The organism is Paenibacillus oryzisoli (assembly GCF_001653565.1).
In the GTDB taxonomy this organism is placed as follows: domain Bacteria; phylum Bacillota; class Bacilli; order Paenibacillales; family NBRC-103111; genus Paenibacillus_E; species Paenibacillus_E oryzisoli.
Map to the genome: position 1 here is coordinate 31,056 of NZ_LYPB01000043.1, position 23,988 is coordinate 55,043.

Below are 23,988 nucleotides of genomic sequence, written 5' to 3' on the forward strand. Positions count from 1 at the left end.
GTACCTCCTAATTTCGGAAAAGATCAACGATAAGAACAGTGATCCATCTAGAATAAAGCAAGCTGACGCATAGCATCCTTCAACTTATCCGCATTGAGCAGGAAAAACTTCTCCATCGGAGGATTACTAGCAACGGCAGGAACATCAGGACCGCATAATCTTGCGATTGGCGCGTCTAGCTCAAATAGCAGTTCTTCTGCAATAATCGCTGATACTTCTGCGCCGACACCACCGGTCTTATTGTCCTCATGGGTTATGAGCACTTTACCTGTTTTTCTAGCGGCTTCTAGGATGGCATTGCGATCGAGTGGCTGCAAGGTACGCAAATCTAGAACATGGGCCGAGATTCCTTCCTTAGCCAGCTCCTCAGCAGCTTGAAGCACATAATTAACAACCATGCCATAAGCGATGACGGTAATATCCGTACCTTGTCGCTTCACATCCGCTTGGCCGATCGGTACGATGTAGTCTTCTTCTGGAACGTCGGCTGATAATGCCAAGTAGCATTTCTTATGTTCAAAATACAGCACAGGATCGCCATCGCGGATTGCCGCTTTAAGCAGGCCCTTCGCATCATATGGATTCGATGGTGCGACGATTTTGAGTCCTGGCGTACCGAAGAACACCGATTCTGGACATTGTGAATGGTAGAGAGCACCAGCGCCAGTTGCGCCATAAGGAGCGCGAATAACGATCGGGCAGCTCCAGTCGTTGTTCGAACGATAGCGAATCTTCGCGGCTTCGCTCAAGATTTGATTCGTTGCCGGGAAAATAAAATCGGCAAATTGAATTTCAGCGATCGGCTTCATCCCGTACATCGCTGCGCCGATGGCTACACCAACAATGGCCGATTCAGCAAGAGGCGTGTCCATCACGCGTTCTTCGCCAAAGAGATCGCGAAGCCCTTTGGTCGTGTTAAGAACGCCGCCTTTCCCTACGTCCTCACCTAAGACGAATACATTGTCGTCCTGCTGCATTTCCTCCTGCATCGCAGAACGGATTGCTTCCAAATATGTTATAACAGCCATCTCTATTTGCCATCTCCTTCCGCGTAAACATGAAGAAGCGTATCTTCCGGCTTCGGATAAGGGGCAAGATCAGCATACTTCGTTGCTTCATTGACTTCTTGCTTTTGACGATCTTGAAGCTCTAGGTCTTGCTCTTCGCTCCATAGCTCACAAGCGATGAGATATTCCTTAAATTTCAAGATGCCATCCTTCTTACGATTCTCTTCGACTTCTTCCTTCGTACGGTACAGCATATCGTCATCAGACGTGGAGTGAGGCATAATGCGGTAGCACATCATCTCGATCAAAGTTGGACCTTCCCCACGTAGAGCTCTCTCTCTTGCTTCTTTCGTTACACGGTACATTTCCAAGACATCGGTGCCATCAACTTGAACACCTGGGAAACCGTATCCTATCGCACGATCCGCGATTTTGCCTGCCACCTGCTTATGAATGGGCACTGAAATCGCATATTGATTATTTTCACAAACGAAGATAACCGGCAGCTTATGTACGCCTGCAAAGTTGCAACCCTCATGGAAATCTCCTTGGTTACTGGAGCCTTCGCCGAATGAAACGAAGGTAACGAAATCTTGCCTCTTCATCTTCGCTGCAAGAGCAATCCCCGCTGCATGTGGAACTTGTGTAGTAACCGGGGAGGATGCTGTTACGATATGATTTTTACGATCGCCGAAGTGACCTGCCATCTGTCTACCACCGCTGTTCACATCTTCCGCTTTACAGAAAATCGCGAGCATGAGATCTTTTACCGTCATTCCAACCGACAAGACGAAAGCATAATCACGGTAATAAGGTAAGAAATAGTCCTTCTGACTCTGCATCGCAAAAGCCATACCAACTTGTCCGGCATATTGTCCCATACCTGAAACGTGAAACGGAATTTTACCTGCGCGTTGCAGCATGAATGCTCTCTCGTCAAATCTCGTTGCAAGGCTCATAACCGTATACATACGTACGGCATCATCATCGGATAATCCTAAACTTCTGTGCTTATATAGCTGACCAATGGACATGGAGTTTGCCTCCTTAGTGAGATGTAATGGCTACTAAAAACTTAATACCTGGTCCTAGTACTTGACTCTATAAGCATATTATAAACGCAAACGTTTATGATTACAATTTTTATCCGCTAATTGCAATGCCATCCACAGCCAGCATCGCTTCGCCTAGTGCCTCCGAAAGTGTTGGATGGGGATGGATGGTCTGTCCAACTTCCCACGGCGTTGCATTCAACATCTGGGCTAGCGCTGCTTCAGTAATGCTGTTAGTTACTTGAGGGCCAATCATGTGAACCCCGAGAATGTCATTCGTCTCTTTATCTGCAATGACTTTCACAAAACCATCAGAATCGCCATAAACTAGAGCTTTCCCTATTCCCTTGAAACTAAATTTACCAACTTTCACTTGTCGACCTTGGTCAATTGCCTGCTGCTGGGTCCAACCAACACTCGCAATTTCAGGTCTTGTATAGGTACATTTGGAAACGAGGTGTGTCTGAAGTTCCTCCGGCTGATGTCCGGCAATATGTTCCGCTGCCAGAATTCCCTCATGACCCGCCATGTGCGCCAGCATCAGTCCGCCGATGACATCACCAACTGCGTAGATGTGGGATTCAGTGGTTTGCATATATCGATTCACACGAATAACACCTCTATCAATTTTGATATCGGTATTCTCTAAACCTATCCCTTCTACATTCGCCACGCGACCAACCGATACGAGCACGCGTTCTGCGGATAACTCATGTAACTCACCCTGCTTGTCCACTTGCATCGTTACCACGCCATCTGTCACTTTCACTGAATCCGGAATTAACTTCGTGCCCGTTTCTAATGTAATCCCGCGTTTCTTGAATAATCGCTCTAACTCTTTTGACACATCTTCGTCTTCAAGATTTACTAACCGTTTGTCGACTTCGACAATCGTTACCTTTACACCAAAATCGCTTAACATTGAAGCCCATTCAACACCAATGACACCACCGCCAACAATGATGATTGATTTCGGCAAGTTCTCCATCCGCAAAGCATCTTCGCTTGTGATGATGTTAATTCCGTCAATCTCTAAACCTGGCAAGCTGCGTGGTCTAGAGCCCGTTGCAATAATTAAATTACTCGAAAGGAGTGTTTCAATATCGCCATCCTCCTTCTCAACCGAAACAGCACCGCTGCGTGGTGAAAAAATGGAAGGTCCGATAATCCGACCATTCCCATAGTGAATGGTAATTTTATTTTTTTTCATCAGAAATTGAAGTCCTTGATGCAGTTGATCGACAATTCGTTGCTTTCGTCCAAGAACTCCATCAAAATTCAACGAGACCGCTTGCGCCGTGATGCCATAATCCTCACTATGCTTCATCGCGGCATACACTTCAGCGCTTCTAAGCAAGGCTTTACTTGGGATACAACCCTGATGCAAGCAGGTACCACCCATTTTGTCACGTTCAACAATCGCCACTGTCTTTCCAAGCTGTGCAGCACGAATCGCAGCTGTGTAACCGCCAATTCCGCCACCTAATACTACTACATCATATCTATGTTCACTCATGCAGTGTTAGCCTCCTATGAAACAATTCCTTGTTATATGTATATGTGCGTCTCTCTTATATTACCCTTTTTTGGGATCGAAGTCATAGTCTTATTTCTGAATTAGACACGCTTGCGGTTTCGGGTTATGATGATATAAAACATGTTTCATGTCTTATAAGGAGTTACTAATTACTATGAAAGCACCCTTTTATCGTTTTGTTGCTATTCTCCTTCTCGTTATTCCTGGCGTAACTGCAACTTATGGTTTTCTTGCTATGAAAGATGCCTTTTTTGCTCAGTTTGATACAGTTGCTAATAGCGGTATGTTATGGGGAAAATTCTTTTTGGGCTTAGTACTATTTCTGATTGGAGTAGCCTTTATCGGCGGATGGACCTTCTTTCGAGATCGTAAACGGAACTATTTGGCTCCACGATTCAAACCCAAACGCAACAAATAGACCGGACAAAGTGTCCGGTCTTTTATTTTGTACACCCTTCATTCTATGCCAACAAGCTTCCATACAGCATGGCTCGCTCGTTTCAGTATCCAGTGCAGCTGGAAGAGACTCAAACCTATGAATACACAGGATAGGCCAATTGTAGAGAGCGCTTCTCTTCGCCACCCTGTTGGTTGCTGAGTTAACGCTTGTAAGCTTTTGATATCTACGAGGCGAGCGCCAATTTTCATTCGAACAAGCAATGCACTCCCCATATTGGCTAAGCCTTTGGTCACAAAGTCACTCATATACGATCGCACACCCACGGTAACAAGCCATTCTCCACCCTTTTCATAGGCTAACAATAAAGCGGCATCCTCACTATTTCCAATACAAGGCAAGAGATGATGAGGGCCGCTCAAGCCGGCAGACGATTCATTATCACGAACTCCTTGAGGATCAGGGTAGGTGTGGACAATAATTTCGGCACCACTCTTCCACATCCGATTCGTAATTTGACCTGCATCACTAACAATTACATCCGGATGATAACCGTCTATCAATAGCGCATCTGCCCCTGCACCTACGCCGAGTAATACCGGTTTGAACGCCGCTATAAATCCACTAGCAGCTTGCAAATCCTTCCTATACCCTTTTCCATCAGAGACGACTAAAATATGTCTACCCGTGAATTGCGTGCGCAGCGGCAAATACGGCAGAGACTCTCTAACAGCTTGCTTCTCGCGCATAGCAAATGCCAACGTGCGTTCAATAAAGGGATCCCATCGCTCACTGGCATAGTCATTAGCCATCTTTTGGGCAAGCAGCCAATCTTCTCTGGTAAATGATTTGCATGAGATCGATTGACATCCAGCTTGGATCCTATCATGATAGATTATTATTTCTGATTCGTTTAGAAAGATATCAGCATGAACAGCATCCACTTCCATAATGGGGATATCGTGCTGCAATAGTAATAATGGACCTTCCGTCGGAAACATACCACTCATAACTTGCCCGCAATGTACGATCGCTTTCACTCTTCGATTCAACAGTTCTTGCACGTGTTCTTCCTCGATATCTCCCTTCAGCAGTACGAGAATTCGAGCACTCTTAAGCCCCTCATCTATTTCAATGGAACCTGCTAGTTTTGCTATTTTCCCTTTGCAAATGAGATTAGGCTTCGCAGTAAATAAAGATAAAGATGACCAATTCATGGTTAGACACCTAGCTTTCCTAACGTAAGTCTCATGGCCTATCTAATTTACCCGAACCCACTAAATTCTATGTATATTTCAAGCTAGGGATGGCAAGCATTGGTTAATATTCGTAAGGAAAGGAGAGGACATCGATGGAGCTAAACATGAGCGCAGACGAAGTATTAGGCCAAATTGTCCTTACGGAGCCGTTTTATGACTACTCATCAAGAACTTCCCACTCCACTTGAACCATCCGATCTACCCATGTTCGAATTTTCACTTCGATCGCTTGCTCAATCTCATCGTCTGTCATTTCACCTAGTTTATGCTCGGCAATTTCGAGAACGTCGGTTTTCTTCGTTTCACCATCTATCGCTAACTGAATTTGAATGCGCATCTTGTTCACCCTTTTTCATTATCAACTAAACTTTCCATTGCCTCTTAGGCATCACCTGTTACAATAGAACTATACACATACTTCATATGAAAAGAGGAATTACAATGTCTCGATCACATGCTCAGAAATTGCGCCAACGCCAAATACGTGAAGGCAAGCTGGATCCTTTGATGCAGCGGTTGCTCTGGCACGGTACGAACCCAGTAACCCGAACAACACCAACACGAGTAGAGCTTCAAAACAAACAACAGAATAAACACAAATCAAGGAATTTGAACCATAGTGAACATGGCGATAATTCCTTTTGTCATTTTACGCCATCTGCTTCTCGAATAGTAATCCCTTGTAAAGCCGCGTAATGAATCATTTCTTCTTTCTCGGATGGGCGAAACTGATATTTGCAATCGAACCCATTGAAGAATAAATGCCAGAGTTTAACAACGCCTTGTTCGTCAACTTCAAGCTCTGCCACGTATAAAGAATCAGGCTCATCCTCAAACTGTAATCCGATATGAATGTATGTTTGACCCTCCGAAATTTCTTGTTCACAATAGTCCATGATCATGTCCAGATGACCTCCTATTGAATAAAATCTTTTTTATTTATATAATATACTAATGCAACTGAGCAAACAAAGAGAAAAGCATGTTAATTTATGAATTTGCGATGTAGAATGTCTAGCTGAGCAAACTCTTAGGAGGAAATAACATATGGCCTACGATCCGCAAGTAGTTGATGCAACAATAGTGAGTGATAATAAAAAGAACGGACTTTTCGAGGTTGTCGTTTCCTTGAAAGACCGTAACAAATGCCGTCTTTTCTTTGAAAGAGATGCTGAAACTGGCATCGGCCGCGTAACGGATTTGAACCGTTTAATGAAAGAACCTTGCCCAATTTGCCGCAAAGACTACTTATGCAATTGTCTTGATCGTTATAAGTACTCCATCGCTGATCAGGCTTTGACGTTCATTAAGTAAACACATAGAACCCCCCTTAGCCACATCTGCTAGGGGGGTTCTTGTTTTTATCATCACTTATTCGTAGATAACTCGGTAGAGACCGTCTAGTAAGCTCTGATAATTTCTTGGATCATAGGTGATCTCCTCAAAGGAAACTTGTATGACTTTATTGGTGGTCTTCACAATGAAAAAACTATCCGCGCTACGCTCTGCATCAATATAAGTGTAGCACACCAACTGACTGCTACCTGTTTGTTTGCGTAGAAATGCCGTCGCTTCCTCGCTCTCATTCGCGAACTTAGGCATACGCCCACCTCCAAATCACATTCTTTGTAGTTCTAATCACGCGATTAGGATTGTGAGGTCTTTTTCCTCTTCAATGCCAGATATCCACCTAGAAGCGATACCGGTACGATAGCAACTAAACCTATCAATTCATACCACAATGGGATGATATCTTGCGTTAGTATCGAGTCAAATCCAATCCCAGCCCCAATGACCCCAATGATCGCTGCATTGAATAGTTCTCCTCGTTTGGCAACCTTCGCGGTGAAATAACTGCCAAGGAACGTCCAGAACAAACCAACGACCAGAAATAATAGTAATAGAGCCCCATTTGTATAAATCGCATTGATATCTTGATCTTCCAACGGGCGGTTAGCAAAGTAGAGACTACCAATAATCCCTGACGATAACATCGTCCCGATATTATCAATTGCTATTCCCAGCACAACGGCTAGAAAATGAAATTTGCGTTCACTTTTTTGTTCCGACATAGACTCTTCTTCTCTCCTGCTCACATCTGACTATTCTTTCAACTTAACCATAATACCATGTGAAATCCCTACTAGCTAGTTCAGTTAGAACTATGGCAATGCCCACCAATTTGCTTTGGGATAGGACTGTACATCAGAGTCCTTTACAATAATGGTCTGTCCAATAGGTGGTGTCACCATTTTAACCCCTTTGGCCTCCGCGGCTTTTGCGGCACGTGTCACAGGATCGTTCCAATCATGAATGGCTAAGGTAAATGCACCCCAGTGGATTGGAAGCATCACTTTCCCTCTCACATCCAGATGTGCTTGAACAGTTTCTTCTGGCATCAAGTGAATATCCGCCCAACGCTCATCATATTGCCCACATTCCATCAAGGTCAGATCGAAAGGCCCATATTTATCTCCAATTTCCTTAAAATGAGAAGTGTACCCACTGTCGCCACTAAAGAATATGCTAGCGTTCTTTCCTTTGATGACCCAAGAGCACCATAAAGTCGCCCCACGATCATTCGTGCTACGTCCAGAGAAATGATTGGCAGGTGTACAAGCCAACTCAAGTCCTTCGAATGACACGTCCTCCCACCAATCATGCTCCTCAATCGCAGCTGCTGGAACTCCCCAGCGGATTAAATGAGCGCCTACACCTAACGGAACAATAAACCGTTTCACTTTGTGTTTGATTTTCATAATCGAACCATAGTCCAAATGATCATAATGATCGTGGGATAAAATGACTGCATCAATCTGCGGCAGCTCTGCAATATCAAACGGAATGCCACCGCTGTATCTGTTTTTTCCTACCCATGGAAAGGGGGAAGGCATTCTTCCAAACATCGGATCAAGCAGCAAAGCTTTCCCATCGATAGTAATCAAGCTAGCTGAGTGACCGAACCAAGTAACCGTCGTATCCCCATTCACGTTAAACCGAGGCTTCTCCATGGGTAATGGGGCCTTGGGCCGTCGGTAGGGGCTTCCTTTGATCATATCGCGCAAAATCCCTAGCGTCGTGCCAAAGTTCATGTTCATCATGGCTGGGACTGGATTTTCGAACTTGTTATGCGCATATTGGGGAGACTTACCAAACCTTTGAATATCAACTTGGGACGGTCTGCGACCGAATACCGGATACGTGTTCATAAAGAGGACATACACACCTATCAAAATTACAATAATTACTATCGCCACTAACATTCTCATTGCCTCCATGCTTCTAATTCAGCTGACACGTTTATCCAGAACAAACGAATAAGCTAGGATGTAATAACGTAACAACGCCTCCTTTGGTTCCATTTTTCACATCGCGCCTTCCTGCCTGCAAATTTATTTCAAGGGACAGGGACAGGAGCACAATCAGTCGGTTCGCCCAAACATTCCTCAGAAATAGTCATAAGCTATCTCGAAACACAAACCAAATATCCATTGGAGGTTGATTCGAATGAGTTGTGGAACTGGGTATGGTACTTCTGCTGCAGCTGTTTTGGTACTTTTCATCTTGTTGGTTATTATCACTAGCGCATTTGTTTGGTAATACAAAACTAATACAGAAGGACTACCTAGACTGTCTAGGTAGTTTTTCTGCTTCTCTTCTCCGTCATACCACTACAATAAAATGAAAAAGAACGCCCCAATAAGAGCGTCCTTGATCTTGATCTCATATATATTATAAAGCTCCTAACCCTCTCAAGAAACTTTATGTTCGATTCTAAGCTTATCTGCCACCATCGCAATGAACTCGGAGTTTGTGGGTTTGGATTTCGAGATATTAATCGTATAGCCGAAAATAAAGGAAATGCTGTCGATGTTGCCGCGCGTCCAAGCGACTTCAATCGCGTGACGAATCGCACGTTCGACGCGGCTCGGCGTCGTTTTGTATTTTTCAGCAATTGCTGGGTAAAGTGTCTTGGTGATCGCGCCTAGAATTTCAATATTGTTGTACACCATCGTGATGGCTTCACGTAAATATTGATAACCTTTAATATGCGCGGGTACGCCAATTTCATGAATAATGCTCGTAATATTGGCATCCAAATTTTTACCTTTCGGCATATGTACGACATTCGCACGCGGTGTTGAGGAAGTCGTCGTCGATGTCGTAGGATTACCTGCCAGCTGACGAATACGATTCGTAAGGGTTTCCATATCAAATGGTTTTAAAATGTAGTAAGAAGCGCCAAGTTGCACGGCTTTTTGTGTAATATTTTCTTGTCCGAATGCCGTAAGCATAATGATTTTGGGCTGAGAAGGAAGATTCATTTCTCGCATTTTTTCAAGAACACCTAGTCCATCCAGATGAGGCATAATAATATCTAGAATGAGAACATCGGGCATCTCACGCTGTTGTTCTAGAAAACGAAGAACCTCGTTACCATTGTAGGCAACACCCATAATTTCCATATCCTCTTGCTCACCAATGAACTCTGATAATAAATGGGTGAATTCTCGGTTATCGTCTGCAAGTAATACCTGAATTTTTTGCAACTGAATTTCCTCCTTTAGCTACTAAACAAGTTGGTATTTATCTCTCTTATGTAAAGCTATTCGACAGCTCTTTTTAAAATCCTTCTGTCGAATATTATTTTTCTTTTCTTTTGTTTGACTTTCTTATATAATAAAATATTTATCTTCGATATCCAACATTTTTCGACACGAAGACACTAAACTCGCTATTTTTCCATAAAATGATATTAAAATGAAACAAAGAACTAAAGGCAATTAACTCACCTTTAGTTCTTTGTCTGTGTTCCCTGCAGTCGGGCGAAGGATAATGCCAGAGTCCTGAAGCATCCACTCGATAAAGCAGCCATAACCGCTGGTCGGATCATTCACGAATACGTGTGTGACAGCTCCAATCAATTTTCCGTTCTGAATAATAGGAGAACCACTCATCCCTTGCACAATGCCGCCCGTTTTATCTAACAAGCGGGGATCCGTAATTTTGATAACCATACCCTTCGTACCCGGTACATCTTGTTTGGATACATGTACCACTTGGATATCAAATTTCTCAACCTTTTGACCTTCCAGTACGGTATAGATTTGGGCAGGTCCTTCTTTCACTTCTTCAGCAAAGGCAACAGGAATCGCTTCTTTATCTAAGCTGTGGTCTGGTGCTCCATACATTTTCCCGAAAATTCCGAAAGCCGTATTCCGTTCAATATTCCCGATCACCTTGCTGTCCTTATAGAGGGTAGCATGCTTTTCACCAGGATCTCCATTGTGGCTTTTGGAAATCGACGTCACATTGGAATAGACAATGTCGCCATCGCCTACAATAATGGGTGTCTGGGTATCCATGTCAGTTATAACATGTCCCAGAGCTCCGTAGACGCCTTGATCAGGTGCATAGAAGGTTAGTGTCCCTACACCTGCCGCTGAGTCACGAATGTACAGACCTAGGCGATAAGACTTATCTACGACGTCATACACAGGTTGCAGCTTCACAACAAGTTCTTGATTGTTTCTTAAAATTTGCAGAACAAGGGGATTCTTGCTCTCGCCTGATTTGGCCACCAGCTCTGCGACCTTACTAACATCCTTCGAATCCTTGCCATTAATTTTGGTAATTAAATCGCCAACTTGAATCTTCGCTTCTTCCCCGGGTGAAACTTTTTGCTCAGAGGCAACAGTCACAAGATGGTGACCTACGACCAGAATACCGGCAGACTTTATTTTCACGCCGATCGTTTGGCCCCCTGGGATCACTTTTAAATCAGGTACGACATTCACTTTGACAGTCTTGATTGGAATGGCTCCGAACAGCTTGAGCTTCATTTCCGTTTGCCCAGAATGGTCGGATTGCAGAGAGATAGGTTCATTCAAATTAACTTGAAATGAGTGCTTGGCGTTGCCATTTACCTTCACAATATCCGTATCCTTGACCGTAACCTGGGCACTGACCGGCATCGTTAATTGAAGCTGCTTCCCTTGGCCGCTAAATAAGCGGAGTTCTTGTGGAAAGGAGGCGAAGCTCTGAAAAGGCGGGGACATACTGACCAAGCAAACGAAGAAGACGAGCAAGAGTCCGAACAATCTTTTTCTTTTGTTGGATTGCACTATCAACACGCTCCTTCATAATTCCTTGAGCCCTGACGAATCTCCTCGTCAATTGCGTACCTATAAGTTAACCCCAGTCCCCTTCTTTTATAACAGCAAATGATGACTATCTATACTTTCATACCCTTGCTTTCTTATTTTTTGCCATGGTAAGCATTTCTCCGGCATGATGAAGCGTAGTTTCTGTCACTTCAACACCGCCAAGCATCCTCGCCAGCTCTTCAATACGGCCAGCATCTGGCATATCTTGAACACGCGTAAACGTCCGCTCTTGATCCACTTCTTTCCGAATATAGAAATGAACATCTGCAAAGCTTGCAACTTGCGGTAAATGCGTTATGGAGAAGACTTGACAACTTTGCGAAAGAACGGACATTTTCTCAGCAATCGCTTGTGCCGCTCGTCCACTTACCCCGGTATCCACCTCATCAAATACGAGAACCGGAATTTGGTCAATTCGTGCAAATATCGCCTTCATTGCGAGCATAATACGGGAGAGCTCTCCACCCGAAGCTATTTTACTTAATCCACGCAGCGGTTCCCCTGGGTTAGGTGCCATAAGGAACTCAACCTGGTCAATTCCTTGTCTGGAGAAGCGAACCTTGTTACCGTCCACCTCGACACCGCGGTCATCGATAATATGAGCGATCTGAACTCGGAACTGTGTTCGTTCCATTTGGAGATCACGTAATTCATGTTCGATTTGCGCAGAAAGATCACTTGCGATGCCCTTGCGCAGATTTGACAGGTCTAGAGCATGAATACCGATTTGTTTCTCTGCTAGTACTAGCTTCTCTTCTAATTTACGAATAATTTCATCTTTATTTTCAATCGTATCGACTTCATTCTTGATCTTCTCTAAGTAAGCAAGAATCTCTTTAATATTCTCTCCATATTTTCGACGCAGAGACGTAATGGTATCTAATCTTTGTTCAATGAAATCTAGACGTGAAGAATTGAATTCAATACTGTCGCGATAATCTCTAATTTGGTACGCGGCATCTTCTAATTGATAAAACGCGGATTGCGCTTGCTCAAGAATCGGCGTCAAATTCGTAGGGTCAAGTTGAACGATATCCTGAAGTCGGGATACGGCCTTGCCAGCAGCGTCGAGTCCTCGATTCGTCGCATAGAGAAAATCATAAGCTTCAGACGAGCTTTGATACAATTTCTCGGCATTCGCTAATTTGCGCTTCTCCTCCGCCAAGGATTCATCTTCGCCTAATTTCAGCTTAGCTGACGATATCTCTTCAATTTGAAACCGATATAGATCTAACATTTGCAGCGCCTGCTTGCTCGTTTCTTGAAGATCATTCAGTTCTTTCTGGAGCTTCATATACTGATCATAGCTAGCTTGATACGTCTTTTTCGCCGACGCGATTTCGTCATCCCCGAACAAATCCAGTGAATGAATGTGCTCGTCCACATGAAGCAGAGATTGATGTTCATGCTGGCCATGGATATTAACGAGCCACTCCCCTGTCTTACGGAGCATCGTCATATTCACAAGCTGCCCATTGATTCGACTTGAACTCTTGCCTGTCGCCGTAATTTCACGACGAATGATCAGATGCTCGGAAGCATCCGATTCAATCCCAAACTCTGTAAGCGTATGCCAAACCGGATGAGAAGCAGGCAAGTCGAACATGGCTTCAATCTCAGCTTTATCTGCACCATATCGAACTAATTCCGAAGAGCCTCTCCCACCGACAATTAATGTTAACGCATCTATGATAATCGATTTCCCAGCGCCAGTTTCCCCTGTAAGGACATGAAAACCTGCTTTAAACCGAATATGTACATGTTCAATAACGGCTAAATTGCGAATTGAAAGTTCTGTAAGCATGAACGCCTCCTGATTTTAAGATAATAAGGACATGACTTCATTTACAAAAGTTACACTATTCTCTTTCCCGCGGCAAATCACAAGTATCGTATCATCGCCACAGATTGTTCCCATAACGCCATTCCACTCCAAATTATCAACTAACGCACAAATCGTATTCGCTGTGCCTGGCAAGCATTTCATCACAACCAAATTATCCGTGTAATCTATGGAGACAAAATGGTCACTTAAAGCCCGGCGAAGCCTCTGCATGGGATTGAATCGTTGATCTGCCGGCATGGAATATTTGTACCTGCCATCATCAAGCGGAACTTTAATAAGATGGAGTTCTTTGATATCTCTTGAAACGGTTGCTTGTGTGACATGGAATCCAGCCGCGCGAAGCGCCTCAACTAGTTCATCCTGTGTTTCAATCTCATGATTGGTAATAATTTCTCTGATTTTTACATGCCTTTGACCTTTCATCCTTACACCTCTATGTGAAAAGTGATTTTTTTGATTTTACTAACGGCCATATCAACGTAAAGGATACCTTGGGCCTCAGGATAAATGAGGGTGTAGGGCAGCAGCATATCACGCACAGCGCTACCGGTCATCTCTAGAGGCTTACGATCTCTCGCCACCTTCACCAGATACACATCATCTTCCTTTTGCACAAAATAATCAATAAACAAGCGGCTTTCCAGGTGGTCTCTCTCGCTAATGGTTATTGAAATTGGGATTTTGGTCTTACCTGCAAATACTTCGAATCCTGCGCCTTCAAGCAGATCAACTACATCATCCTCGGGGATATTCGCATGCCTTGGAATACGCCCTCTTCTACGGCTTGCCCCTGTAGACCATTTCTGAAATCGCCAAATAACGAAACAAACTACAACGATAAGGATTAACAAAATGACTCTTACATCGCCTTGTTCCATGTCCTTCACCTCGCCATAGTATTCGCGAATCCGGAATGGAAATCCTTTCTTCTAAGTGAAAAACCCATCTCTGGGCCGCAAAAGGCGTTCTCAAAGATGAGTTTATTTTCCATGCAATTTCTGAGACTCTTTAACCGTCCCAGCAATAAGGGCTTTGATTGTAGCAGGTGTTGCCATCGACTCTTCCTTCTCATCACTTGACCAGTACGCAAGAAATTCAATGTTCCCTTCTCCACCAGTGATTGGGGAATAAGTCAGTCCTTTCAAACGTAAGCCGAGCTCCTCTGCAAAGGAAAGAACCGTGGTAAGTACATCAATATGTACTTCCGTATCCCGAACGACGCCTGACTTCCCAACCTTCTCTCGGCCAGCTTCGAATTGCGGCTTAATCAGCGCAACAACATGACCCTGATTTCCTAAGATTTCTTTCAGTGGAGGCAAGATGATGCGAAGTGAAATGAACGAAACATCAATGCTTGCAAAAGTAGGTCTTGGACCCCCAAGATCCTCCAATTTCGTGTATCGGAAATTCGTTCGCTCCATGACATGAACCCGCTCGTCATTGCGCAGCGACCAATCCAATTGATTGTAGCCCACATCAACGGCATAGACGGAAGCCGCACCATTTTGCAGCGCACAATCCGTGAACCCGCCAGTAGAAGCGCCAATATCCAACATAACAGCATCATGCAAGTCGATTTCAAAATGTTTTAAGGCTTTCTCCAGCTTTAGGCCGCCACGACTGACGTAAGGATGCAGCGCACCCTTCACTTTCAGCACGGCTTTCCGACTGATCTTCATCCCAGCCTTATCAACTGGCTCTTCATCCGCAAAAACAAGGCCTGCCATAATGGCGGCCTTTGCCTTTTCTCTACTTTCAAAATAACCTTGTTCAAGTAGCAATAAGTCTAATCGTTCTTTATCCGAGGACATATCTGATGTGTTGCTCCTATTCAAAATCGGTTACTAGGCCTTCGCACGCAGGACCTTGCGAGGAACTAGCTTCTTCACTTCGGTAATCAAGTGGTGGGCAGTTAACCCCACTTCTTCGCGTTGTTCAGTCACACTGCCATGCTCTACGAAGTAGTCTTGAATTCCCATTACTTCAACTTGCCCACCAACAATACGTTTCTCCGCGTAAAATTCCAATACCGCACTTCCGAAACCACCTTGGATTGAACCCTCTTCCATGGTGATGACTGGTATTGATTCCTTAGCTAACTGTAGCAGATATGATTCATCCAATGGTTTAATAAATCTTGCATTCACGACTCGAAGTTCAATACCCTCTTGGGCAAGCTGAGCTGCTGCTTCCTCCGCCACTTGAACCATAGGTCCAACAGCAAGAACTGCAGCATATTGACCTTCACGTACAGTTTCCCAAGTACCAAGCGGAATTGCCTTAGGACCCTCATCAATGGAAGCACCCGTACCATTAATACGCGGATACCGATACGCGATCGGGCCATCATTATATTCAAGCGCCGTTTGCATCATATCGCGCAATTCCTTCTCATCCTTCGGCATCATCAAGACCATGTTAGGAATTGTTCGGAGGAATGAAATATCATACACCCCTTGATGTGTTTCGCCATCTGGACCAACGAAGCCAGCACGATCAATCGCGAAGGTAACATTCAATTTAGGACGACATATATCATGCACAACTTGATCATACGCACGCTGCAAGAACGTTGAATATACGGCGAATACCGGCTTCAAGCCTTCACTTGCGAGTCCTGCACATAATGTAGCCGCATGTTGCTCCGCGATACCAACATCAATCATTCGATTCGGGAATTGCTTCGCAAATTTCATTAACCCGGATCCACCTGGCATGGCAGGTGTCACGGCAACTACACGAGAATCCTTCTCGGCAAGCTCAATTAATGTATCGCCAAAAACTTGTGTATACATTGGCGGACCTGAGGACTTCAGCACTTGACCTGATTCCATTTTGTATGGCCCTAAGCCATGCCAAGTATGAGAGTCGTTCTCTGCAGGTTTATACCCTTTACCCTTAGTCGTGACAATATGAATCAGTACAGGTCCTGCAACCTTCTCAGCCTGTTTCAACGTATCCATGAGCACTTGTAAGTTATGTCCATCTACGGGACCGATATAAGTAAAACCTAGTTCTTCAAACCACACGCCATTCAAAACAAAATATTTAAGACTATCCTTCAGCTTCTCCGCTGTCTTAGCCAGCGTTCCGCCGATGGCAGGAATTTTCTTCAGTAAAAATTCGACTTCTTCTTTCGCTTTCAAATAATGACGATCTGAACGTATCTTGCTTAGATAATTATGAAGAGCCCCTACGTTGGGCGCAATCGACATTTCATTGTCATTCAGAATGACTGTAATATTCTTCTTCTCGTGACCAATATGATTCATGGCTTCTAATGCCATACCACCTGTAAGTGCACCATCACCGATAATGGCAACAACCTTGTTATGCTCGCCCTTGAGATCACGAGCCATCGCCATACCCATGGCAGCAGAAAGAGACGTACTGCTATGTCCCGCTTCCCAGACATCATGCTCGCTCTCGGAACGCTTAATAAACCCGCAAAGCCCTTTGTACTTACGCAAAGTATCAAACTTGTCTTTACGTCCTGTCAGAATTTTGTGTACATACGCTTGGTGACCTACATCAAAAATCAATTTATCATACGGGCTGTGAAACATGGTGTGTAAAGCTATCGTGAGTTCAACCACGCCTAAATTCGGGGCTAGATGTCCACCAGTAACGGAAAGCTTCTCAATAAGAAATTGACGGATTTCTCCTGCCAATTCTTCGAGCTCCGTTAAGGATAACCGCTTCAAATCTGCAGGCCGATTGATTTGTTCGAGCAGCACGCTTGTTTCCTCACTTTCAATGTGAAAATACTAAGATTTCACTATTATATCATATTATTGGGTAAATCGTGTGAAACTACCTTGCGATAAGGCATATTAATTGTATACGTATGTCTAATGATCCCGTTTCATCAGGTAATCTGCAATCTGAAGCAACCGTTCAGGGTTCGGTATATTGGATCGGATTAAGGCATCTTTGGCTTGATTCGTCAGCTCTTGTACTTTCTGCTCAGAAGCTTCCATGCCGATAAAATAAGGGAATGTCACCTTCTGCTGTTTCTCATCGCTTTTCACAGGCTTACCCAGTTTCGCTTCATCGCCGATAATATCCAAAATATCATCTTGAATCTGAAAAGCTAATCCAAGTGCATGTCCAAATTCACTGAGCGCTTCCAATTGTGCCTCAGAAGCCCCTGCAACATGTCCACCAGCACGTAATGAAAACACAATAAGATCACTTGTTTTGTGAGTATGAATATAAGTAAGCTCTTCTAGCTTGGTTATTCCTTGCTCGCCTAACATATCCGCTGCTTGGCCGCCAACCATGCCACGGGCACCTGCAAACACGGCAAGCTCTTCGGAAATAGCCAGTACGCGCTCAGCGGGAACACCGAACTTTTTGTGAGATTGCGCAACGCAGAAGAAGGCGTGCGTCAGTAGCGCATCGCCAGCAAGAATTGCCATTGCTTCACCATATACTTTGTGATTCGTTAACTTGCCTCTTCGGTAATCATCATTATCCATCGCTGGCAGATCATCATGAACTAATGAATAGGTATGCACCAATTCAATGGCCGTCGCAACAGGCATAGCAGATTCCAAGGAGCCCCCCAGCGATTCTGCAGCAGCTAGAACCATGATCGGACGCAGGCGTTTGCCGCCTGCCATTAACGAGTAGTCCATGGACTCACGTAACGAAGCAGGTACTTCCCATTCAGTTGGCAATGATTGACGCAGTGCGGCTTCAACCAGCTCAGCATGGGAAGCGATGTATGTATGAATAGTAGACGTCGTGTTATTCAAACTAATTCCCCTTATCTTCCAAGACAGGCTGGAAAGGCTTCCTTGTTACCCCAGCTTCACCTTCAACCAGCATCTCAATTTTCTTCTCCACTTGCTCCAGCTTCACGCCGCATATATGGGAGAGCCTTACACCTTCTTGATACAGTTCAATTGCTTTCTCTAGAGGAACGTCGCCGCTCTCCAGCTGACTTACGATACGCTCAAGCTGCTCGATTGCCACTTCAAAACTTACTTCCGCTTCACTAGTTGACATCCATGTTCGCCTCCATCCCCGAAACTTGACATTGTATTTTGCCGTCTTTAAGACGTATGGATAATCGATCACCAAGTTTTACCTGGGAGATCGAACGAACGAGCTGTTTCTCTTCCTCATCATAAGCAAGGCTATACCCCCGCTGCATAACTTTCAGCGGGCTCAGTGCGTCCAGATGACGGACGCTGGATTGCCACTCCTGCTTCTTCGAGCGCAGGAGGGTCTGCATGGCCGTTAGCATCTGACGTTTAGACGTATCCAAACGTCGTCTCGCCATCACGGCCTGCTCGGTTGGATTAAAGCTGGATAAGCGACGCTCCAGCTTCAAACGGCGCTGCGCGAGCTCCGTGAGGCGCTGACGCATCCGGTAACCGAGCTGCTCCGCCAGCCGGTCGAGTCGCTCTGCAGGCTGCATCAGCAGCTGCCTGCGAGGGTTCGTCAGGAACGGCGAGCGCTTCGCGCGCTCGAGACGTTCCTGCTTGCGACGCAGGAGCTGCAGCAGCCCGTAATGCAGGCGCTGCGCCTGCTGCGAGAGCTGCTGCTTCAGCTCGAGGTGGTGCGGCACCGCGAGCTCGGCCGCCGCCGTAGGCGTCGGCGCTCTGAGATCGGCGACGAAGTCGGCGATCGTGAAGTCCGTCTCGTGGCCGACAGCCGAGATGATCGGGACCGCGGAGGCTGCGATAGCCCGCGCGACGATCTCCTCGTTGAAGGCCCACAGCTCTTCCAGTGAGCCGCCGCCGCGGCCCACAATGAGCACGTCGGCTTCACCGAGCCTGTTCATAGCTTCGATCGCCTTCACGATCGAAGGAGCAGCTTGCGTCCCCTGTACGAGGACAGGGTACAGCAAGATGGGGATCGACGGGAAGCGCCGCTGCAAAGTGATGATGACATCACGAATGGCGGCCCCCGTCGGAGATGTGATCACGCCAATCGCTCGCGGAAACCGAGGAATCGGTTTCTTGCGCTCTGGCGCGAATAGCCCTTCTATTTCGAGCTTCTTCTTCAGCTGCTCGAAAGCCATATACAAGCTGCCGATGCCATCAGGCTGCATCGCCGTTACATAGAACTGATAAGCACCATCGCGCTCATACACGGAAATATTTCCGCGTGCAATGACTTTCGTGCCCTCTTTCGGGATAAATCCCAGCCTCTGATTATGCGATGCAAACATGATGCTTTTGAGCCGACCGTCCGCATCCTTCAAAGTAAAATACATATGTCCACTAGAGTGATGTGTGAAATTTGAAATTTCGCCTCGCACCCACACATCTTGGAGTCGTGTGTCTCCTTCTAGTAATAGCTTAATGTAACGGTTTAAATCTTTGACGGATAAAATCTTGGTCTCATTTCTAGCCATAGGGCAATTATACGCTCACATTCGCTTGAGCTGCACGGCTAGCCGCGTCAACTGTGTTGCGAAGCAGCATCGTAATCGTCATTGGGCCAACACAACCTGGAACTGGTGTAATGGCGCTTGCAATCTCTTTCACAGCTTCAAAATCAACATCGCCCGTTAATTTGCCGTCTGCAGGACGATTCATCCCAACGTCAATTACAACTGCCCCTGGTTTCACGTGGTTGGCTTTGATTAAATGTGCTTTCCCAACAGCTACAACAAGAATATCTGCTTGCTTAGTGATTTCTTCCATATTAGGTGTGCGGGAATGTACGATCGTAACCGTTGCATGCTCACGCAGCAACAGCATAGCCATCGGTTTACCGACAATGTTACTTCTGCCGACAACAACTGCATGTTTGCCTGCAATCGCTACGCCTGTCCGCTTAAGAATTTCAATAACGCCATGCGGCGTACAAGGCTTCATACCGTCTTTACCAATCATCAGGTTACCTACATTTATGGGGTGGAAGCAATCTACGTCCTTCGCTGGATCAATTTCATCAACAACAGCTTCTTCATTGATATGCTTAGGGAGTGGTGATTGAACAAGGATCCCGTTAATTCGATTATTCGCATTAAAACCATGGATGAGTGCAATTAATTCTTCTTGTGTTGTTTCTTCAGGAAGACGGTGTACTTCGGAATAGATACCGACATCATCGCAAGCTTTCGCTTTGTTTCTTACATAAACTTGCGAAGCAGCATCTTCACCTACAATAACTACGACAAGACCTGGCTGGTTCCCCTGTGCTGTAAGAGCAGCTGCGTCAGATCTGATTTCCTCACGAATAGAGCTTACGAGTTCTTTCCCATTAATTACTTGCGCTGACATGTTATTTCCCCCTTAGCCGTTTAAGCATTACCTGTATGCAAAGTTAACTGTTCATGATTTAGATGAATTTAATGTGTACGCACTACTTTTTCTTTCAGTTCGTCGATTTCTTTGATCATTTTCCCCAATACGCCATTCACGAATTTCCCTGATTCATCTGTCCCATAATGCTTGGCCAAATCAATCGCCTCATTGACAACAACTTTTGGCGGAACATCATCACGATACAGCATCTCATAAGCACCAAGTCGGAGAATTTCCCGATCGATGCGAGACAGCCTGTCCATTGCCCACCCCTTCAGATACTCTTCTAACAACTCGTCGATGCTTACTTTGTTCATGTAAGTTCCTTCAACAAGTTCAACAATGTAAACAGGATCTATCTTATCTCCGGAGAAATCCAACTGCGTTTCATTATCATGTTCGGCTTCATGAATCGCAACTTGAACAGCCTCCTGAGGAGTAGCCTCATTCATTTGGATTTGGTATAAGCTTTGTATAGCAATTTCACGTGCAATTCTGCGTTTCATTCTGTTCCTCCTAAGCGCTTTGCTCCTGCTAAGCGACCTTCTCCTAAAAACTCTTTCTCCTAGTATACGTCAAATTGGATCCAATCCAAACAAAAAAATCCATGGATGAACCAGGGATTTTAGCGAAACATTCTCCATTTTTGTGTGAGATAGCGCCAAATGTCTTCCAGCATGACGAAACTTTCTTTGCGATCCAGCTTATTTCCAACATAAAAGCCTACAAGAACGATAAATCCAAAGATCAACATATCCCAAAAACCAAAGAATAAATAGATGAAACCGAAAAATATTCCCGCTGTCACGCCAATTACTTTGCCCCTATGGAACTCCCATAGTTCATTCCACATATGTGGATTCACCTCTATTCGACCCGGCTTTTAAACGTTGGGGCAGATTGCACGATGTTCGCTACGAATACGGTTACGGAAGCTACTGGTATACCGGTAATATCTTCTATGTAACTTTTCACTGTGCCTTGCATGTCTTCAGTCAATTCTGGAATCGAACTTTCCCCGTCTACAATCGTTCTAATGGTTATTTCTAACCCAGCTTGATTCACTCTAACACGTGCCCGAAGATCTTTGGCACCTTTCGTGCGACCTGCTGCTTTCAGTGAAAGATTCTCAACCGTCTCGATTGAAATTCGAATATCCCCAAAATCCGTTCGTTGATCAATGGATGGTGCTTGGGAACGTCCGCGACGTAGTGTTACGATTAGGAATCGAACAGAGATCAGTCCCATTATCAAGCTAACGATAATGCCCGGATACGCGTAACTCTTCTCGTAATAAAAGTGGCTAAGCGTTGTACTTGCTTGATCGAGTGGGATCCAGCTTGATGCTGTGAACAATACTAAGATCGATGCGACGAATATGATTAAGCTATAGAAAAGTAGCAAGAGCCTGTCCACAATTTTACCCACTACGCTTGTCCCCTTCCTAAGTTAGAGGAAACCCCCTGCAACCTGTAGGGGGTTTCAATTGATTCATATAGCTCAGCTTTACCGCTTATTTTACACGATGGGCCGCTGCTGGTTCTTCGTCAATCGGTTTATCCGCCTGTTTAAAGTGAACGTCATGAATGTGTACGTTGACCTCAACAACATTCAAACCTGTCATGGATTCAATCGCCATTTTCACATTGTTCTGAATATCACTTGCAACTTCTGGAATACGATTTCCATACTCGATGATAATGGAGACGTCAATGGCAGCTTCACGTTGTCCGACCTCTACCTTTACGCCTTTGGACAAATTCTTGCGTCCAAGTAATTCAGCAATGCCGCCAGCTAATCCGCCACTCATCCCCGCTACACCTTGCACTTCCACCGTTGCCAATCCGGCAATGATTTCGATAACTTCGGGGGCAATCTGGATGCTGCCCATGTCTGTCTTGACGTAATCCGGAGCGATTGTGCTCATTGTGGCACCTCCTAAAAGTTTTGCGCCAGCAAAACTGGCTTGGAAAGCTTCAGCTTACAGCTGTGTAGAAAATTTGACTCAAAACATATAAATGGGATAAGCCATCTTAATTTATTAGTATAGCATTTCGGTAAAAATATGACAATTGATTGTCTACGATTCTGGATCGTTTACGTCGTGCTCTTCCAAGAACTTAATATCGTGGTCGCCACTGATAAATTTCTTATGTTCAAGCAGCTTCAAATGAAAAGGAATCGTCGTATTAACACCATCCACGGCGAACTCATTGAGGGCTCTTTTCATCCGATTAATCGCTTCTTCACGTGTACTTCCCCACACGATAAGCTTCGCGATCATGGAATCATAGTGTGGCGGGATCGTATATCCTGGATACACAGCGCTATCCACACGAACACCAAATCCACCCGGCGGCAAATAAAATTTAACTTGTCCTGGAGATGGCATGAAGTTCCTGTTCGGATCTTCCGCATTCACGCGGCACTCGATCGCCCATCCATTGATGCGGACGTCATCCTGGCTGAAGGACAATGGATTCCCTTCAGCAACGCGAATCATTTCTTGGATAATATCGATCCCCGTAATCATCTCAGTAACAGGGTGTTCAACTTGGATCCGTGTGTTCATTTCCATAAAGTAAAAATTACCATCTGGACCTAACAAGAATTCCAACGTTCCTGCTCCCGAATAATTCACAGCTTTCGCAGCACGCACAGCCGCCTGCCCCATTGCTTTACGCGTTTCTTCCGTAAGAATTGGACAAGGTGCTTCTTCAACCAGCTTTTGTCTACGGCGCTGTACAGAGCAATCACGTTCGCCTAAATGAACGACATTGCCGTGTTTATCAGCAAGGATTTGAATCTCAACGTGCTTCATGCCAGTTAAATACTTCTCCAAGTAGATCCCTGCATTACCGAAGGCATTCTGCGCTTCTTGTTGAGCTGCCGTAATTTGTTGAACAAGTGTTTCCTCATTCTCCGCAATACGGATTCCTTTACCGCCGCCGCCTGCTGTCGCTTTAATAATAATCGGATACCCGATATCACGTGCAATAACCACAGCATCTTCAATATCCTCAACCAACCCATCGGAACCCGGGATAATTGGAACTCTCGCTTCCTTCATCGTTTGCTTCGCAACTGCCTTATCACCCATACGGGAGATAGCGTCAGGTGAAGGACCGATGAATGTGATATTGCAGCTCTCGCAAATTTCTGCGAAGTCAGCATTTTCTGCAAGGAATCCATACCCTGGATGAATGGCATCGCATTCTGTTAACGTTGCAACACTCATCAAGTTAGTGAAGTTCAAATAGCTGTCTTTGGACGCTGTTGGCCCGATACAATAAGCTTCATCTGCCAAACGAACGTGCAGTGCTTCACGGTCTGCTTCCGAGTACACAGCTACCGTATAGATGCCGAGTTCCCGGCATGCACGGATAATACGAACTGCAATTTCTCCACGGTTCGCAATAAGTATTTTATTAAATTTCATGATTTGCCCTCCTAAG

General features: G+C 45.0%; 28 protein-coding genes. 3 read left to right on the forward strand and 25 right to left on the reverse strand.

Translation table 11 applies throughout. From position 1 onward, the window contains the following. Positions 1-47: 47 nt before the first annotated feature. The 3 genes from A8708_RS02660 to lpdA all read right to left on the reverse strand — a co-directional run bounded on the left by A8708_RS02660 (position 48) and on the right by lpdA (position 3,575). Complete coding sequence (locus A8708_RS02660; RefSeq protein WP_068661969.1) at positions 48-1,028, reverse strand: alpha-ketoacid dehydrogenase subunit beta; 981 nt, start codon at positions 1,026-1,028, stop codon at positions 48-50. 2 nt (positions 1,029-1,030) lie between these two features. Continuing rightward, a complete protein-coding gene (locus A8708_RS02665; RefSeq protein ID WP_068661970.1) occupies positions 1,031-2,041 on the reverse strand; it encodes a thiamine pyrophosphate-dependent dehydrogenase E1 component subunit alpha in 1,011 nt (336 codons plus the stop codon). 109 nt (positions 2,042-2,150) lie between these two features. Then, complete coding sequence (gene lpdA, locus A8708_RS02670; protein ID WP_068661971.1) at positions 2,151-3,575, reverse strand: dihydrolipoyl dehydrogenase; 1,425 nt, start codon at positions 3,573-3,575, stop codon at positions 2,151-2,153. A 175-nt stretch (positions 3,576-3,750) separates the two neighbouring features. Here lpdA and A8708_RS02675 point away from each other — a divergent pair, with 175 nt between their 5' ends. Further along, positions 3,751-4,014: a DUF2627 domain-containing protein gene (locus tag A8708_RS02675; RefSeq protein ID WP_068661972.1), complete on the forward strand. Its 264-nt coding sequence runs from the start codon at positions 3,751-3,753 to the stop codon at positions 4,012-4,014. Between the two features lie 38 nt (positions 4,015-4,052). Here A8708_RS02675 and steA read toward each other — a convergent pair whose 3' ends face one another. The 3 genes from steA to A8708_RS02690 form a co-directional block, all read right to left on the reverse strand. Further along, positions 4,053-5,210 carry a putative cytokinetic ring protein SteA gene (gene steA, locus A8708_RS02680; protein ID WP_068661973.1) on the reverse strand — a complete coding sequence of 386 codons (1,158 nt, stop codon included), beginning with the start codon at positions 5,208-5,210 and terminating at the stop codon, positions 4,053-4,055. A gap of 199 nt (positions 5,211-5,409) precedes the next feature. Then, on the reverse strand, positions 5,410-5,589 hold the full coding sequence (locus A8708_RS02685) for a hypothetical protein (protein ID WP_068661974.1): 180 nt from the start codon (positions 5,587-5,589) through the stop codon (positions 5,410-5,412). A 307-nt stretch (positions 5,590-5,896) separates the two neighbouring features. Continuing rightward, the gene (locus A8708_RS02690) at positions 5,897-6,154 is read right to left on the reverse strand and encodes a hypothetical protein (protein WP_068661975.1); all 258 of its coding nucleotides are present in this window, start codon (positions 6,152-6,154) and stop codon (positions 5,897-5,899) included. A 145-nt stretch (positions 6,155-6,299) separates the two neighbouring features. Between A8708_RS02690 and A8708_RS02695 the strand changes: the two genes are divergently transcribed. Further along, positions 6,300-6,566 (forward strand): hypothetical protein, encoded by a 267-nt coding sequence (locus A8708_RS02695; protein ID WP_068661976.1) that lies wholly within the window; start codon positions 6,300-6,302, stop codon positions 6,564-6,566. A gap of 57 nt (positions 6,567-6,623) precedes the next feature. Here A8708_RS02695 and A8708_RS02700 read toward each other — a convergent pair whose 3' ends face one another. The 3 genes from A8708_RS02700 to A8708_RS02710 all read right to left on the reverse strand — a co-directional run bounded on the left by A8708_RS02700 (position 6,624) and on the right by A8708_RS02710 (position 8,515). Further along, on the reverse strand, positions 6,624-6,854 hold the full coding sequence (locus A8708_RS02700; RefSeq protein ID WP_068661977.1) for a hypothetical protein: 231 nt from the start codon (positions 6,852-6,854) through the stop codon (positions 6,624-6,626). 44 nt (positions 6,855-6,898) lie between these two features. After that, positions 6,899-7,324, reverse strand: a complete 426-nt coding sequence (locus tag A8708_RS02705) for a hypothetical protein (RefSeq protein WP_068661978.1) — start codon at positions 7,322-7,324, stop codon at positions 6,899-6,901. A gap of 90 nt (positions 7,325-7,414) precedes the next feature. Next, positions 7,415-8,515: an MBL fold metallo-hydrolase gene (locus A8708_RS02710; RefSeq protein WP_068661979.1), complete on the reverse strand. Its 1,101-nt coding sequence runs from the start codon at positions 8,513-8,515 to the stop codon at positions 7,415-7,417. A gap of 244 nt (positions 8,516-8,759) precedes the next feature. Here A8708_RS02710 and A8708_RS34660 point away from each other — a divergent pair, with 244 nt between their 5' ends. After that, on the forward strand, positions 8,760-8,852 hold the full coding sequence (locus A8708_RS34660) for a YjcZ family sporulation protein (protein ID WP_082595420.1): 93 nt from the start codon (positions 8,760-8,762) through the stop codon (positions 8,850-8,852). A gap of 152 nt (positions 8,853-9,004) precedes the next feature. Here A8708_RS34660 and spo0A read toward each other — a convergent pair whose 3' ends face one another. The 16 genes from spo0A to accC all read right to left on the reverse strand — a co-directional run bounded on the left by spo0A (position 9,005) and on the right by accC (position 23,972). After that, positions 9,005-9,802, reverse strand: coding sequence for a sporulation transcription factor Spo0A (gene spo0A, locus A8708_RS02715; RefSeq protein WP_068661980.1), 798 nt, complete (start codon positions 9,800-9,802; stop codon positions 9,005-9,007). A 234-nt stretch (positions 9,803-10,036) separates the two neighbouring features. Then, positions 10,037-11,377: a SpoIVB peptidase gene (gene spoIVB, locus A8708_RS02720; protein WP_068661981.1), complete on the reverse strand. Its 1,341-nt coding sequence runs from the start codon at positions 11,375-11,377 to the stop codon at positions 10,037-10,039. A gap of 118 nt (positions 11,378-11,495) precedes the next feature. Then, positions 11,496-13,223, reverse strand: a complete 1,728-nt coding sequence (gene recN, locus A8708_RS02725; protein ID WP_068661982.1) for a DNA repair protein RecN — start codon at positions 13,221-13,223, stop codon at positions 11,496-11,498. A 15-nt stretch (positions 13,224-13,238) separates the two neighbouring features. Continuing rightward, a complete protein-coding gene (gene ahrC / locus A8708_RS02730; protein ID WP_057312193.1) occupies positions 13,239-13,688 on the reverse strand; it encodes a transcriptional regulator AhrC/ArgR in 450 nt (149 codons plus the stop codon). Between the two features lie 2 nt (positions 13,689-13,690). After that, positions 13,691-14,143: a hypothetical protein gene (locus tag A8708_RS02735; protein WP_068661983.1), complete on the reverse strand. Its 453-nt coding sequence runs from the start codon at positions 14,141-14,143 to the stop codon at positions 13,691-13,693. A gap of 102 nt (positions 14,144-14,245) precedes the next feature. Next, on the reverse strand, positions 14,246-15,076 hold the full coding sequence (locus tag A8708_RS02740; protein ID WP_068661984.1) for a TlyA family RNA methyltransferase: 831 nt from the start codon (positions 15,074-15,076) through the stop codon (positions 14,246-14,248). A 33-nt stretch (positions 15,077-15,109) separates the two neighbouring features. Then, positions 15,110-17,002, reverse strand: a complete 1,893-nt coding sequence (dxs, locus tag A8708_RS02745) for a 1-deoxy-D-xylulose-5-phosphate synthase (RefSeq protein WP_068661985.1) — start codon at positions 17,000-17,002, stop codon at positions 15,110-15,112. Positions 17,003-17,116: 114 nt separating this feature from the next. Beyond that, a complete protein-coding gene (locus A8708_RS02750) occupies positions 17,117-18,031 on the reverse strand; it encodes a polyprenyl synthetase family protein (RefSeq protein ID WP_420848522.1) in 915 nt (304 codons plus the stop codon). After that, complete coding sequence (gene xseB / locus A8708_RS02755; RefSeq protein ID WP_068661987.1) at positions 18,027-18,278, reverse strand: exodeoxyribonuclease VII small subunit; 252 nt, start codon at positions 18,276-18,278, stop codon at positions 18,027-18,029. The genes A8708_RS02750 and xseB overlap by 5 nt, the downstream gene beginning before the upstream one ends. Beyond that, entirely contained in the window at positions 18,268-19,635 is a 1,368-nt protein-coding gene (xseA, locus tag A8708_RS02760; RefSeq protein WP_068661988.1) for an exodeoxyribonuclease VII large subunit, read from the reverse strand. The genes xseB and xseA overlap by 11 nt, the downstream gene beginning before the upstream one ends. Before the next feature lie 7 nt (positions 19,636-19,642). Beyond that, positions 19,643-20,509 carry a bifunctional methylenetetrahydrofolate dehydrogenase/methenyltetrahydrofolate cyclohydrolase FolD gene (gene folD / locus A8708_RS02765; RefSeq protein WP_068661989.1) on the reverse strand — a complete coding sequence of 289 codons (867 nt, stop codon included), beginning with the start codon at positions 20,507-20,509 and terminating at the stop codon, positions 19,643-19,645. 68 nt (positions 20,510-20,577) lie between these two features. Further along, complete coding sequence (gene nusB / locus A8708_RS02770; RefSeq protein WP_068661990.1) at positions 20,578-21,039, reverse strand: transcription antitermination factor NusB; 462 nt, start codon at positions 21,037-21,039, stop codon at positions 20,578-20,580. A gap of 119 nt (positions 21,040-21,158) precedes the next feature. After that, positions 21,159-21,386, reverse strand: coding sequence for a DUF2273 domain-containing protein (locus tag A8708_RS02775; RefSeq protein WP_068661991.1), 228 nt, complete (start codon positions 21,384-21,386; stop codon positions 21,159-21,161). Between the two features lie 14 nt (positions 21,387-21,400). Beyond that, positions 21,401-21,961, reverse strand: a complete 561-nt coding sequence (gene amaP / locus A8708_RS02780; RefSeq protein WP_068661992.1) for an alkaline shock response membrane anchor protein AmaP — start codon at positions 21,959-21,961, stop codon at positions 21,401-21,403. Between the two features lie 85 nt (positions 21,962-22,046). Beyond that, positions 22,047-22,460, reverse strand: coding sequence for an Asp23/Gls24 family envelope stress response protein (locus tag A8708_RS02785; protein ID WP_068661993.1), 414 nt, complete (start codon positions 22,458-22,460; stop codon positions 22,047-22,049). 153 nt (positions 22,461-22,613) lie between these two features. Continuing rightward, a complete protein-coding gene (accC, locus tag A8708_RS02790; RefSeq protein WP_068661994.1) occupies positions 22,614-23,972 on the reverse strand; it encodes an acetyl-CoA carboxylase biotin carboxylase subunit in 1,359 nt (452 codons plus the stop codon). Positions 23,973-23,988 lie beyond the last annotated feature (16 nt).

Bases quoted from the DNA above. Each gene is read 5' to 3' on its own strand.
- A8708_RS02660 (WP_068661969.1), bottom strand. From the start codon at position 1,028: ATGGCTGTTATAACATATTTGGAAGCAATCCGTTCTGCGATGCAGGAG.
- A8708_RS02665 (WP_068661970.1), bottom strand. From the start codon at position 2,041: ATGTCCATTGGTCAGCTATATAAGCACAGAAGTTTAGGATTATCCGAT.
- lpdA (WP_068661971.1), bottom strand. From the start codon at position 3,575: ATGAGTGAACATAGATATGATGTAGTAGTATTAGGTGGCGGAATTGGC.
- A8708_RS02675 (WP_068661972.1), top strand. From the start codon at position 3,751: ATGAAAGCACCCTTTTATCGTTTTGTTGCTATTCTCCTTCTCGTTATT.
- steA (WP_068661973.1), bottom strand. From the start codon at position 5,210: ATGAATTGGTCATCTTTATCTTTATTTACTGCGAAGCCTAATCTCATT.
- A8708_RS02685 (WP_068661974.1), bottom strand. From the start codon at position 5,589: ATGCGCATTCAAATTCAGTTAGCGATAGATGGTGAAACGAAGAAAACC.
- A8708_RS02690 (WP_068661975.1), bottom strand. From the start codon at position 6,154: ATGATCATGGACTATTGTGAACAAGAAATTTCGGAGGGTCAAACATAC.
- A8708_RS02695 (WP_068661976.1), top strand. From the start codon at position 6,300: ATGGCCTACGATCCGCAAGTAGTTGATGCAACAATAGTGAGTGATAAT.
- A8708_RS02700 (WP_068661977.1), bottom strand. From the start codon at position 6,854: ATGCCTAAGTTCGCGAATGAGAGCGAGGAAGCGACGGCATTTCTACGC.
- A8708_RS02705 (WP_068661978.1), bottom strand. From the start codon at position 7,324: ATGTCGGAACAAAAAAGTGAACGCAAATTTCATTTTCTAGCCGTTGTG.
- A8708_RS02710 (WP_068661979.1), bottom strand. From the start codon at position 8,515: ATGTTAGTGGCGATAGTAATTATTGTAATTTTGATAGGTGTGTATGTC.
- A8708_RS34660 (WP_082595420.1), top strand. From the start codon at position 8,760: ATGAGTTGTGGAACTGGGTATGGTACTTCTGCTGCAGCTGTTTTGGTA.
- recN (WP_068661982.1), bottom strand. From the start codon at position 13,223: ATGCTTACAGAACTTTCAATTCGCAATTTAGCCGTTATTGAACATGTA.
- ahrC (WP_057312193.1), bottom strand. From the start codon at position 13,688: ATGAAAGGTCAAAGGCATGTAAAAATCAGAGAAATTATTACCAATCAT.
- A8708_RS02735 (WP_068661983.1), bottom strand. From the start codon at position 14,143: ATGGAACAAGGCGATGTAAGAGTCATTTTGTTAATCCTTATCGTTGTA.
- A8708_RS02740 (WP_068661984.1), bottom strand. From the start codon at position 15,076: ATGTCCTCGGATAAAGAACGATTAGACTTATTGCTACTTGAACAAGGT.
- xseB (WP_068661987.1), bottom strand. From the start codon at position 18,278: ATGTCAACTAGTGAAGCGGAAGTAAGTTTTGAAGTGGCAATCGAGCAG.
- xseA (WP_068661988.1), bottom strand. From the start codon at position 19,635: ATGGCTAGAAATGAGACCAAGATTTTATCCGTCAAAGATTTAAACCGT.
- folD (WP_068661989.1), bottom strand. From the start codon at position 20,509: ATGTCAGCGCAAGTAATTAATGGGAAAGAACTCGTAAGCTCTATTCGT.
- nusB (WP_068661990.1), bottom strand. From the start codon at position 21,039: ATGAAACGCAGAATTGCACGTGAAATTGCTATACAAAGCTTATACCAA.
- A8708_RS02775 (WP_068661991.1), bottom strand. From the start codon at position 21,386: ATGTGGAATGAACTATGGGAGTTCCATAGGGGCAAAGTAATTGGCGTG.
- A8708_RS02785 (WP_068661993.1), bottom strand. From the start codon at position 22,460: ATGAGCACAATCGCTCCGGATTACGTCAAGACAGACATGGGCAGCATC.
- accC (WP_068661994.1), bottom strand. From the start codon at position 23,972: ATGAAATTTAATAAAATACTTATTGCGAACCGTGGAGAAATTGCAGTT.